At 63.6% G+C, this 13,165-nt stretch carries 6 protein-coding genes and 2 rRNA genes; 1 reads left to right on the plus strand and 7 read right to left on the minus strand.

Going from position 1 to position 13,165, the window contains the following annotated elements:
- Nucleotides 1-68 precede the first annotated feature (68 nt).
- The 7 genes from G6N07_RS10615 to G6N07_RS10645 all read right to left on the minus strand — a co-directional run bounded on the left by G6N07_RS10615 (nt 69) and on the right by G6N07_RS10645 (nt 11,288).
- Nucleotides 69-3,184 (minus strand): 23S ribosomal RNA (locus G6N07_RS10615).
- A 459-nt stretch (nt 3,185-3,643) separates the two neighbouring features.
- Nucleotides 3,644-5,162, minus strand: a 16S ribosomal RNA gene (locus G6N07_RS10620).
- Together the 16S and 23S rRNA genes form the textbook arrangement of a ribosomal RNA operon.
- Nucleotides 5,163-5,566: 404 nt before the next feature.
- Nucleotides 5,567-6,838, minus strand: coding sequence for a tyrosine--tRNA ligase (gene tyrS / locus G6N07_RS10625; RefSeq protein WP_085191854.1), 1,272 nt, complete (start codon nt 6,836-6,838; stop codon nt 5,567-5,569).
- 28 nt (nt 6,839-6,866) lie between these two features.
- Complete coding sequence (locus G6N07_RS10630; RefSeq protein ID WP_085191852.1) at nt 6,867-7,478, minus strand: DNA-3-methyladenine glycosylase; 612 nt, start codon at nt 7,476-7,478, stop codon at nt 6,867-6,869.
- A complete protein-coding gene (locus G6N07_RS10635) occupies nt 7,479-7,685 on the minus strand; it encodes a Trm112 family protein (RefSeq protein WP_085191850.1) in 207 nt (68 codons plus the stop codon).
- Nucleotides 7,686-7,696: 11 nt separating this feature from the next.
- Nucleotides 7,697-8,143 carry a hypothetical protein gene (locus G6N07_RS10640; protein WP_085191848.1) on the minus strand — a complete coding sequence of 149 codons (447 nt, stop codon included), beginning with the start codon at nt 8,141-8,143 and terminating at the stop codon, nt 7,697-7,699.
- Nucleotides 8,144-8,270: 127 nt separating this feature from the next.
- On the minus strand, nt 8,271-11,288 hold the full coding sequence (locus tag G6N07_RS10645) for an acyl-CoA synthetase (protein ID WP_085191860.1): 3,018 nt from the start codon (nt 11,286-11,288) through the stop codon (nt 8,271-8,273).
- A gap of 96 nt (nt 11,289-11,384) precedes the next feature.
- Here G6N07_RS10645 and G6N07_RS10650 point away from each other — a divergent pair, with 96 nt between their 5' ends.
- On the plus strand, nt 11,385-13,142 hold the full coding sequence (locus G6N07_RS10650; RefSeq protein ID WP_085191846.1) for an ABC-F family ATP-binding cassette domain-containing protein: 1,758 nt from the start codon (nt 11,385-11,387) through the stop codon (nt 13,140-13,142).
- The last annotated feature ends 23 nt before the right edge of the window (nt 13,143-13,165 follow it).

Below are 13,165 nucleotides of genomic sequence, written 5' to 3' on the forward strand. Positions count from 1 at the left end.
GTGTGCAGTTGTGGTTGATTTTTGGTGTGGTGTGGTTGCGAGGCGTGAAATACCAACACATTTTTTGTGTGTGTAAGTTTTCGGCCGGTTAGTGCCAGTTCCCTGCACACATTGCTGTGCTTGTAGGTCTGGTCTATCGATCCCGTGGTCTGCGGGGGGCCTTATCCCACTTGATGGGTGAGAAGCCTGGTCTTGGAGGGGGTTTCCCGCTTAGATGCTTTCAGCGGTTATCCTGTCCGAACGTGGCTATCCAGCGGTGCCCCTGGTGGGACAACTGGTGTACCAGAGGTTCGTCCGTCCCGGTCCTCTCGTACTAGGGACAGATTTCCTCAAGCTTCTGACGCGCGCGGCGGATAGAGACCGAACTGTCTCACGACGTTCTAAACCCAGCTCGCGTGCCGCTTTAATGGGCGAACAGCCCAACCCTTGGGACCTGCTCCAGCCCCAGGATGCGACGAGCCGACATCGAGGTGCCAAACCATCCCGTCGATATGGACTCTTGGGGAAGATCAGCCTGTTATCCCCGGGGTACCTTTTATCCGTTGAGCGACACCCCTTCCACTCAGAGGTGCCGGATCACTAGTCCCGACTTTCGTCCCTGCTCGACATGTACGTCTCGCAGTCAAGCTCCCTTGTGCACTTACACTCAACACCTGATTGCCGTCCAGGTTGAGGGAACCTTTGGGCGCCTCCGTTACATTTTAGGAGGCAACCGCCCCAGTTAAACTACCCACCAGGCACTGTCCCTGAACCGGATATACGGTTCGAAGTTAGAAGCCCAATACGATCAGAGTGGTATTTCAACAACGACTCCACAACCACTGGCGTGGCTGCTTCACAGTCTCCCACCTATCCTACACAAACCGAACCGAACTCCAATACCAAGTTGTAGTGAAGGTCCCGGGGTCTTTTCGTCCTGCCGCGCGTAACGAGCATCTTTACTCGTAATGCAATTTCGCCGAGTCTATGGTTGAGACAGTTGAGAAGTCGTTACGCCATTCGTGCAGGTCGGAACTTACCCGACAAGGAATTTCGCTACCTTAGGATGGTTATAGTTACCACCGCCGTTTACTGGGGCTTAAATTCTCAGCTTCACCCCGAAGGGTTAACCGGTCCTCTTAACCTTCCAGCACCGGGCAGGCGTCAGTCCGTATACATCGTCTTGCGACTTCGCACGGACCTGTGTTTTTAGTAAACAGTCGCTTCTCACTGGTTTGTGCCACCCACTCACGCTCCAGACCGCGAAGGCCTGTCACGCCATGTGGGTCCCCCTTCTCCCGAAGTTACGGGGGCATTTTGCCGAGTTCCTTAACCATAGTTCACTCGTACGCCTTGGTATTCTCTACCTGACCACCTGTGTCGGTTTGGGGTACGGGCCGTGTGCGCTCGCTAGAGGCTTTTCTTGGCAGCATAGGATCACCGAATTCGCCTCAATCGGCTATGCATCACCTCTCAGGACATGTGAAACCCGGATTTACCTGGGCCTCTCCCTACAGGCTTACCCCAGTACAACCACTGACTGGTACGGCTACCTTCCTGCGTCACCCCATCGCTTGACTACTACCAACGAAGGTCCCGCGCAGCCCCGCAGACCCGCGCACCCGAAGGTGCCGGTGACAGCGGTTTTGGGCGGTGAGTACCGCTGATTCATCAGGGACGCTCACACACGGGTACGGGAATATCAACCCGTTGTCCATCGACTACGCCTGTCGGCCTCGCCTTAGGTCCCGACTCACCCTGGGCGGACTGGCCTGGCCCAGGAACCCTTGGTCTTTCGGCGGGCAAGGTTCTCACTTGCCTTATCGCTACTCATGCCTGCATTCTCACTCCCACACCTCCACAGCTCCATCACTAGGCTGCTTCACCGGATGCAGGACGCTCCCCACCCAACCAGACAACTATCTGATTGCCGCGGCTTCGGCGGTGTGCTTGAGCCCCGCTACATTATCGGCGCACAATCACTTGACCAGTGAGCTATTACGCACTCTTTCAAGGGTGGCTGCTTCTAAGCCAACCTCCTGGTTGTCTTCGCGACTGCACATCCTTTTCCACTTAGCACACGCTTAGGGGCCTTAGCCGGCGATCTGGGCTGTTTCCCTCTCGACGCACGGAGCTTATCCCCCGCCGTCTCACTGCCACACTCTCACTTGTCGGCATTCGGAGTTTGGCTGACGTCAGTAACCTTGTGAGGCCCATCGGCCATCCAGTAGCTCTACCTCCAACAAGAAGCATGCAACGCTGCACCTAAATGCATTTCGGGGAGAACCAGCTATCACGGAGTTTGATTGGCCTTTCACCCCTACCCACAGCTCATCCCCTCAGTCTTCAACCTAAGTGGGTTCGGGCCTCCACGACGTCTTACCGTCGCTTCACCCTGGCCATGGGTAGATCACTCCGCTTCGGGTCCAGAACACACCACTACACACGCCACTACTGACGTGATACGCCCTATTCAGACTCGCTTTCTACGGCTACCCCACCCGGGTTAACCTCGCGACATGTCCCTGACTCGCAGGCTCATTCTTCAAAAGGCACGCCATCACCCCACGCTTTAACACGAAGGCTCTGACGGATTGTAGGCACACGGTTTCAGGTACTCTTTCACTCCCCTCCCGGGGTACTTTTCACCATTCCCTCACGGTACTCATCCGCTATCGGTCACTGGGTATTCAGGCTTACCGGGTGGTCCCGGCAGATTCACAGCAGATTCCACGGGCCCGCTGCTACTCGGGGACACATCACTGCAGAGCACATGTTTTCACCTACGGGACTCTCACCCTCTACGGTCGGCCATCCCAAACCAGTTCGACTAACACGAGCTTTTCTCACTGCAGCCCAGACCGGCAGATCTGAGATCGACGCACCCCACAACACCACACACACAACCCCTGCCGGGTATCACATGTGCACGGTTTAGCCATCCTCCGCTTTCGCTCGCCACTACTCACGGAATCACTGTTGTTTTCTCTTCCTACGGGTACTGAGATGTTTCACTTCCCCGCGTTCCCCGACACCTATGTATTCAGTGCCGGGTGACACGACATCACTCGTGCCGGGTTTCCCCATTCGGACATCCTCGGATCCACGCTCGGTTGGCAGCTCCCCGAGGCATATCGCAGCCTCCCACGTCCTTCATCGGCTCCCAATGCCAAGGCATCCACCATGCGCCCTTAAACACTTACAACACAAAACCAAAAAATGAGTCACCCACACACCCATAACAGGGAATGCGGGTATCAGAAAAATTTGCATTACACCGAACAACAACCCACACCAACACACCCACCCCCCACAATCGAGGAGCGAACCCATCCGCGCAAGCCGTCATCCAGATGCTCGCAACCACTATCCACAAATCAAACACCACACCCCACCACCAAAGCAGGGCAGCAACCAGAACCCCCGAACAACTCCGAGAGCCGGCACCCACCCCATAATCGGAGTGAGCCCGCAGGCCTGTTGCCTCAGGACCCAACAGTGTGTCTGGCAATCTCCTCGCCGACCCGATTCCCGCCGGACCGAACACGTTTGTTGCGCACCCGAACTCCACCCACTACAGGCAAAGCCCATCATCACGAACCGCTCGAAACCACCGAACCCCCACACGATGTGGGCGGCGTCCAAGTCTCGTGGTGCTCCTTAGAAAGGAGGTGATCCAGCCGCACCTTCCGGTACGGCTACCTTGTTACGACTTCGTCCCAATCGCCGATCCCACCTTCGACGGCTCTCCCACACAGGGTTAGGCCACCGGCTTCGGGTGTTACCGACTTTCATGACGTGACGGGCGGTGTGTACAAGGCCGGGAACGTATTCACCGCAGCGTTGCTGATCTGCGATTACTAGCGACTCCGACTTCACGGGGTCGAGTTGCAGACCCCGATCCGAACTGAGACCGGCTTTGAAAGGATTCGCTCCACCTCACGGCATCGCAGCCCTTTGTACCGGCCATTGTAGCATGTGTGAAGCCCTGGACATAAGGGGCATGATGACTTGACGTCATCCCCACCTTCCTCCGAGTTGACCCCGGCAGTCTCTCACGAGTCCCCACCATCACGTGCTGGCAACATGAGACAAGGGTTGCGCTCGTTGCGGGACTTAACCCAACATCTCACGACACGAGCTGACGACAGCCATGCACCACCTGCACACAGGCCACAAGGGAACCGATATCTCTACCGGCGTCCTGCGCATGTCAAACCCAGGTAAGGTTCTTCGCGTTGCATCGAATTAATCCACATGCTCCGCCGCTTGTGCGGGCCCCCGTCAATTTCTTTGAGTTTTAGCCTTGCGGCCGTACTCCCCAGGCGGGGTACTTAATGCGTTAGCTACGGCACGGATCCCAAGGAAGGAAACCCACACCTAGTACCCACCGTTTACGGCGTGGACTACCAGGGTATCTAATCCTGTTCGCTCCCCACGCTTTCGCTCCTCAGCGTCAGTTACTGCCCAGAGACCCGCCTTCGCCACCGGTGTTCCTCCTGATATCTGCGCATTCCACCGCTACACCAGGAATTCCAGTCTCCCCTGCAGTACTCAAGTCTGCCCGTATCGCCCGCACGCCGAGGGTTAAGCCCCCGGTTTTCACGAACAACGCGACAAACCACCTACGAGCTCTTTACGCCCAGTAATTCCGGACAACGCTCGGACCCTACGTATTACCGCGGCTGCTGGCACGTAGTTGGCCGGTCCTTCTTCTGTAGGTACCGTCACTCACGCTTCGTCCCTACTGAAAGAGGTTTACAACCCGAAGGCCGTCATCCCCCACGCGGCGTCGCTGCATCAGGCTTGCGCCCATTGTGCAATATTCCCCACTGCTGCCTCCCGTAGGAGTCTGGGCCGTATCTCAGTCCCAGTGTGGCCGATCACCCTCTCAGGCCGGCTACCCGTCGTCGCCTTGGTGAGCCGTAACCTCACCAACAAGCTGATAGGCCGCGGGCCCATCCCACACCGCAAAAGCTTTCCCCCACCAGGTCATGCAACCAGCAGGGTGTATTCGGTATTAGACCCAGTTTCCCAGGCTTATCCCAAAGTGCAGGGCAGATCACCCACGTGTTACTCACCCGTTCGCCACTCGAGCACCCCGAAGGGCCTTTCCGTTCGACTTGCATGTGTTAAGCACGCCGCCAGCGTTCGTCCTGAGCCAGAATCAAACTCTCCAAACAAAACCTCAAAAAGGCAATCAGGAAAATCCGATCACAACCAGACAAAAATCTGGCAAAAACAACCACACCCCTAAACGGGAAAAAGAAGCATGGCCAAAAACAAAAACAACAAACAAAAACCACCAAACACACTATTGAGTTCTCAAACAACACACCCGTCCCACCCGCGCAGCGATCCCGCGGCGAGAAGCCGCGTCATCGTAGTGCGGACGGTCAGGACCCCACCGAAGTGAGTGTCCCTCTGGGAGTCTGCCGCGCTCCCCGGCCCGGAGGCCGTGTCGCGGCGACGTTGAATAAGTTACGTCAGTGGAAACTCGGAGTCAAATCCCCTGGTGAACCTGGTTTTTCGACTCGAATCGCCGGGTGGCACAGTCGTACGGCCGTGCCAGTCTTCCAACGCCAAGTCATCCAACGCGCAGTACGCCCGCGATATTCCGCTTGCCGCGGCGCAGCACCAACCACCGGCCGTGCAGGAAGTCGGAGACCTGCGGCACCCACTCGTCGCTGTCGATCTTGACGTTGTTGACCGAGACTCCGCCCTCGGCGATGGTCCGTCGCGCGGCGCCCTTGCTCGCCGACAGGCCGGTCGCGACCAGCAGGTCGGTGATCAGGTCGGGGCCGTTCGGGGCGAGTTCGGCCACCGCGGCCTCCCGTAACGCGGCGGCGAGGGTGGGTTCGTCGAGCGCGGCGAGTTCCCCCCGCCCGAACAGCGCCTGGCTGGCGTGTTCCACCGATCGGGTCGCGTTCTCACCGTGGACCAGGGTGGTGAGTTCACGCGCGAGTCGCCGTTGCGCGGTGCGCTGGTGCGGGCGATCCCGCGTCGCCTCCTCGAGTTCGGTCAACTCACCGGCATCGAGGAAGGTGAACCACCGCAGGTAGTTCACGACGTCGGCGTCGGCGGTGTTGATGAAGTACTGGTACCAGGTGTACGGCGTGGTCATCTCCGGGTCGAGCCACAGGTTCCCGCCTCCGGTGGACTTCCCGAACTTCCTGCCCTCTGAGTCGGTGACCAGCGGTGTCGTCATCCCGTGCACGGTGTCGCCGAGTTTCTGGCGCACCAACCGGACCCCGGCGACGATGTTGCCCCACTGATCGGAACCGCCGATCTGCAGCGCGCACCCGTGGCGTTGCCGCAACTGCACGTAGTCGTTGGCCTGCAGCAACATGTAGCTGAACTCGGTGTAGGAGATCCCTTCCCCCTCCAGGCGCCGCCGCACGGTGTCGCGGTCGAGCATCACATTCACCGAGAAGTATTTGCCGACGTCACGCAGGAATTCGATCGTGGACAACGCTTCGGTCCAGGACAGGTTGTTCTCCACGATCGCGCCGGTGGGGGAATCGTCGAACACCACGAAACGCTCGAGCTGACCCCGGATGCGACCGGCCCACTCGGCGACGGTGTCGGCACTCTGCAACGTGCGCTCCCCAGTCTCGCGAGGGTCGCCGATCATCCCGGTGGCCCCGCCGGCCAGCACGATCGGACGATGTCCTGCCTGCTGGAAGCGGCGTAGCGTCAACAGCGGCACGAGGTGTCCGGCATGCAGGCTCGCAGCGGTGGGGTCGAATCCGGAGTAAAGCGTCATCGGACCGGCGGCCAGGTCGGCCGCCAACGCGTCCCGGTCGGTCGATTGCGCGATCAGTCCACGCCAGTCCAACTCATCGAGGATGCTGCTCATGCCTCGATCTTTCCGTACGCCTCCGCGGTCAGTCGCTGCCGCCCGGCGCCGGGGCCCGCGGGCTGCGCCGATAGGCCGACACCTCCGGCCGGCCGGCCAGCCAGAGTCGCCACGGCCGGTCCGCCGCCTTGCTCACCCCGACCCGGGGCCCGGCAACGTACGGCTGTTCGTCCCCCAGGCGAAGCTGCACGGGACTGTCCTCGGCGAAGATGTCGAGTCCGTCGTCCGCCATGGTGATTCCCAGTGCCGAGCACAGATTACCCGGACCTCTGGCAAAGGCCGACTGCCGCACCGTCTCACCGCGACGCCGCTGGACCACGTCATGCGCTGTCTCGATGGCAGCCGACCGCAGCAGGACGGCAGCCGCGACCCCGTCGTCGGCGCAGGCCACGTTGGCGCACACGTGAATGCCGTGACTGCGGTAGGTGTAGAGCCTGCCGGCCGGGCCGAACATCACCTGGTTCCGCAGGTCGGGGCCGCGGTGGGAATGGGCGGCGGCGTCGGGCCACGGCCCGTCGGGGGGGCCGCCGTAGGCCTCGACCTCGACGACCGTCGCGCTGACACCGCGGCAGGTCAGCACCGCCCCGAGCAAGCGGCGGGCCGCCGTGAGCGGATCGACCCGCAGCAACTCGACGCTCAGTCAGGACTCCGCGCGGTCGAGCAGTCGCTGGTGTTCGGCGTCGTCGGTGACCGCGACGGCCTCGTCGATCAACAGCACCGGGATCCCGTCGTCGATGCGGTATCCCTTCCGTAACCGCGGGTTGTACAACATCTCATCGCCGACCAGCAGCAATGGGCCACGATCCTCAGGGCAGACCAGCATGGCCCGCAACGTCTCGTCGAGCACGGTTTTCCTGCTTAGTCGTAGGGGTTGATGTCGTACTCCGGCGCCACCCAGGGGTTCGCGTCATCTGGCGGCACCCATGCCGGAGCCTCGACCGCCGGACCGCCACCGCCGGAGAACTGCGACTGCATCTGCACCTTGCGCTGATAGGCCACGGTCGACTTCAGCGCGTCCAGCAGCCGACTCTGGTTGGGCAGGAAATCCCAACCCTCCTGCAGCGCGGCGAGATTCTCCTGCGAGGGGCGGAAGCCCTGCGCGCGCAGATTCAAGGACTGTTCGGCGTACACGGAAAGCTGGCCGCCGCCGGCACCCTGCATGTACTTGGCCCCGATCTGGTCGAGGACGTCCGCCTGCGAGGCTGGCGCGGTCACCAGCATCGCTGCGGCAAGCGCACCGCTGGCGAGCGTGCCGGTCAGGGCGCGACGCCAGCCCGAGCGGTTCTTCCGGCTCTGCGAATCCATCAATCCTCCAGTCGAAGCGACGCCAGCGGGAGCCTATCAGTGCAGCTGCAGCGGGGCACGTTGTCACTGGTGGGCGCGGTCACTGGTGGGCGCGGTTACTGGTGGGCGCAGTCACTGGTGGGCGCGGTCACTGGTGGGCGCGGGTCTGCATCTGTGGGTCGTCCCGCGGTGACTCACGGGCCTGCCCTCCCGCGATTTCGGCACGCACGGCCACGGTCAGCCGCTTGTAATTATTGGTATCGGGATCGAAGTACCAAGAGTTACGACGCGAGGGGCGAGGGACGCCGGCCGCCCGCAGCGGGCCGGTAAGTGGGCGGTACGACGCGCTGAGTTCGATGTCGTGCACGACGTGCACCAGGTCGGGCGGATTGCCGACCGGCAGGTCGGCCAGCGCCTCGGACAGCTCAGCCGTGGTGATGCTGCCGCCAGGACACAAAGCCAGCGCGGTGATCGCCAACTGCGTGCCGCGCCGTTCGACCGGATAGGTGACGGCGAGGTCCACCGCGCCGATGTGACCGACCGCATCGCTGATCGGCATCGCGAACACCGGCCCGCGGGGCGTGTGGATCACCGACCTGCGGTTGTCCACCAACCAGTAGTCGCCGTCCTCGTCGCGGCGGAAGAGGTACTCCGACGACACCCAGGTGTCCGCGGGCGCGAACACTCCCCGCTTGACCGACGCCGTGGGATCGACCGGTCCGCGCGGACGCGCCAGCAGCACACCCACCTCGTTCACGGCCGCGCGGCGTACGAAGCCGCGGTCGTCCTCCAGGATCAGGTCGTCGTCCGCGTCGTACGCGGCCAGGTCGACCTGGCCACCGCCGGGCAGCGCGCGGCCCTTGCTGCCTATCTTCGCGCCGGAGACATTGGCCAGCACTGCCTGTCCGTCGGTCGTCGCGAAGAACTCGACGACGTGGGCCGGCGCGAAGATGTCGACCACCCGCTCCCACAGCCCCGTGGGCATACCGGAACCGATGAACAGACGCACCGGGTGGCCACCGGACAGCCGGAAGGACGGGTCGTCGATGACTTCGCGCAGCATCGCCCAGGTGTAGGAGACGACGGAGACGCCGTACTGCCGGATCTCCTGCAGGAACCGGTCCGGGCGCAGACCCCGCGACAGGGCGATGCGGGCGCCGCCGACGACCGCGCCGCCCACGCTGACCAGCAGACCCGACTGGTGATGCAGCGGCGTCAGGCAGTAGACCGTGTCGCTGCGGCCGAGGTTGGCCGCCGACGCCGTCCCGAAAGCCGACAACGCCCACCGGAAGTTCGTGATCTGCCGGGCGACGAGGTCGCCGTTCACCGAGCTGAACGCGATGAACGCCAGGTCGCGGGCCAGACCGGGGTTGGGGCGGTACCAACCGGGCAGTGCGACCTGGTCGGGGTTGATCTGTTCCATGTCGACGACATCTGCGTCGTCGGCTACGGGGAGGTCGCGGACCCCGCCGCCGAGCACCAGCACGTGCATCGGCAGATTGCACGCCGCTTGGAGGTGGGTCGGGTCGGCGATGATCTCCGACACCGCGCCGAGCCGCGCAGCGGCGGCCAGGTCGACGTCGGGCGGCATCAGCACCGCCACCGCGCCGAGCCGTGACAGCGCGGCGATCGCCACCAGCGCGCTCGGACGAGTCTCCATCAGGACCCCGACGCGGGTGCCTTGGCGCACCCCGACGTCGATGAGCCCACGCACCACGTTGTTGATGCGACGGTCGACAGCCTCGTACGTGTGGACCCGGCCGTCGTAGAGGAGGAATTCGCCGTCCGGCGCGCCACGAGCCTGCTCAGAGATGATCCGGCCGAGCGAGATCCGGGTGTGGTCGTTGATTTGTCCGAGCCGGGCCAGCCGCGGCAGCGTGCGCACGGTCTCCACCGCCAGGGTGCGTGCCGACTTGTTCGCCGAGATCAGCGCTCCGGCTGCCGAGCGGGCAACATCGAACGCCATCTCGGTGGCCGCGGTGGCGCCGTGCGCGGCCCGCGACGTCAGCGATACGCCGCTCTCGACGTGCTCTGCGGGCTGCAGCGCCATCGGCTCGACGTGGTCGGGCATGTCACCGTCACCTTCGAGCCACTTGACCCAGCCGGCGACGGTCGGCCACGTCTGCTGTGAGGCCTTCGAACCCACGACCAAGCCGAAATGGCCTGCCCGGATCAAGTATTCGTAAACGTCGGCCTGGGGTGCCGCCCGCCTGATCCCTCGCACCGATGGCGGCTGACCGATGTCGTCTACCTCACCGACGACGGCGAGCACCGGGCAGGTGATGTCCGACAGCGTGACGAGCTGACCCCGGATGGCGAATCCACCGGTCATCATGCGGTTGTGGGCGACGAACTGTTTGAGCAGTTCGGAGATCGCCGGGCCCGACCAGGAGATCCAGCCCTCCGACGCCAGGAACCGCCGCTGCTGCTCCCGCGGCAACAGCGCCTCGCGGTCGTGCAACTGCAGCAGGAATTCCAGGCGAGCCTGCGCTGACTTGACCGGGTCGAGCATCTGAAACCCCATGCGTGCCAACCATCCAGGGATGTCGATGCGGCTGAACACGTGGTCGGCCATGAAGTCGGCGGCGCCCACGGCCAGACCGGCGGGCAGGTTCAGCGGCAGAGCCGCAAGCGTGTCGACCGGGGCGCCGAAGGCGATGATGCTGGCCAGGTCGCGGGACTGGCGGTACGCGGCGGTCTGATAGCAGAACATGCCGCCCTGGGAGTACCCGGCGAGGTGGACGTCGCGGCCGGAAACCTGCTTGACGGTGTCGATCACCTCGGAGAGCGCTACGACGTGGTCGGCGAGGTTGCGTTGCATGCCGCCCTCGACCTTGTCCGGGGAGCCGAAGTCGATCACCCATGGGTCCAGACCGGCGCGGTAGAGGATGCCGACGGCGCCTTCGTCGCGGGTCAGGTCCCACATGTCGGCCGACATCATCATCGGGTGCACCATCAACACCGGCGGACCCGGCGGTTTGGCCCCCGGGCGGACGTCCGGCGGAAAATACCGCCGCAGCCGGTACATCGGCGTGCTGTCCACAATCTGGAACGGTGACGGCACGGCGCCTGTCTCCAGGCCGCCGTAGCGCAAGACTTCCAGACCGTTCTGGGCCGTCGCCACCAACCGACCGACCGGCCTGGTGATTGCCGAGAGGTCAACCACCGACTCTCCCTCCACGTCGACGTCGCGCCAGCTTCCCCGCTGCCTGCCGTAATGCCCCGTCATCATGGCACAGCGGCCATCTATCATCGGCGGCTGATGGCAAACCTGATCAACGTCGAAAAAGTCAGCGCGGGGTACGGCACCCGCACGCTGCTCGACGCCGTCAGCATGGGTGTCGACGACGGCGACGCGATCGGCGTGGTTGGGCGCAACGGCGACGGCAAGACGACACTGCTGCAGATCCTGACCGGCACCCGGCCCCCAGACTCCGGCCGGGTCACCCATACGTCGGGGTTGTCGGTGGGGTATCTGCGCCAAGGCGATGACTTCGCCCAGGGCACGACTGTGCGCCAAGTCATCGTGGGCGGCCGACCGGACCACATCTGGGCGGCCGAGGCCGACACCCGGACGGTGGTGGAGAACCTGCTCGCCGGCGTCGGCCTGGACACCGCGGTCGGCGACCTCTCCGGCGGAGAACGACGACGGGTCGCGCTGGCCGGGGTGCTCATCGCCGGCCACGACGTGCTGGTGCTCGACGAACCGACCAACCACCTCGACGTCGAGGTGATCGGCTGGCTGGCCTCACATCTGTCCACCACACGGCCGCGCGCGCTGGTGGTCGTCAGCCACGACCGGTGGTTCCTCGACGAAGTATGCACCCGCACCTGGGAGGTCCACGGCGGTGTGGTCGACGCCTACGACGGTGGGTACGCCGCTTATGTGCTCGCGCGTGCGGAGCGGTCGCGGGTGGCCGCGGGCACCGAGGCGCGCAGGCAGAACATGATGCGCAAAGAACTGGCGTGGTTGCGGCGCGGTCCGCCGGCGCGGACGTCGAAGCCGAAGTTCCGCATCCAGGCCGCCAACGAGCTGATCGCCAACGAACCGCCGCCGCGCGATTCGCTGACTCTGCAACGCTTTGCGACGACCCGTCTGGGCAAGGACGTTTTCGATCTGCACCGGTTGCGGCTCGAGGTGGGTGATCCCCCGCGGGTGATCCTGGACCGGATCGACTGGTCGATCGGGCCGGGGGCCCGAATCGGTCTGGTCGGCGTCAACGGCACCGGAAAGACCTCGGTACTGCGGCTGCTGGCCGGGGAATTGGAGCCGGTCGCCGGGACCATCAAGCGGGGCGCGACCCTGCGCATCGGCTACCTCAGCCAGGGGCTGGCCGAAAACGACGGCACCATGCGGGTTCTCGACGCCGTCGAGGACCGCCGCCGGATCACCGAGTTGGCCGGCGGCCGCGAGATCAGCGCCGCGACGCTGCTCGAGGACTTCGGCTTCACCGGGGACAAGATGACCACCCGGCTGGTGGATCTGTCCGGTGGTGAGCGACGACGGCTGCAGTTCCTGCGGATGCTGCTCGACGAGCCGAACGTGCTGCTCCTCGACGAGCCGACCAACGACCTGGACATCGACACGCTCAACGTGCTCGAGGACTATCTCGACGGATGGCCGGGCACCCTGGTCGTCGTCACCCACGACCGGTACTTCCTGGAGCGGGTCAGCGATGTCACCTACGCGCTGACCGGTAACGGACACTGCGATCTCCTTCCTGGCGGAATCGAGCAGTATCTCCAGAACCGGGGGTCCGGTGTTATCGACACAGGATCGAGCCGGGTCGCCTCGAAAGGCGAATCTGATGCCGCGCGCGAGCGGCGCACGGCCAAGGAGATGAACCGCATCGAGAACCAGCTCGCCAAACTCGACGCTCAGATCGCCAAGCTGCACGGCGCGATGGCGGAGGCCGCGGCCGACCACGTCAAGGCAGGGGAACTCAACCGCCAACTGACCGAACTCCAATCGCGCAAAGAGCAGCTGGAGGAGGCCTGGTTGGCGGCCGCCGACAGCTAGGTCAGGCGGACGCGCGGGAGAGA

This window comes from Mycolicibacterium doricum (assembly GCF_010728155.1).
In the GTDB taxonomy this organism is placed as follows: domain Bacteria; phylum Actinomycetota; class Actinomycetes; order Mycobacteriales; family Mycobacteriaceae; genus Mycobacterium; species Mycobacterium doricum.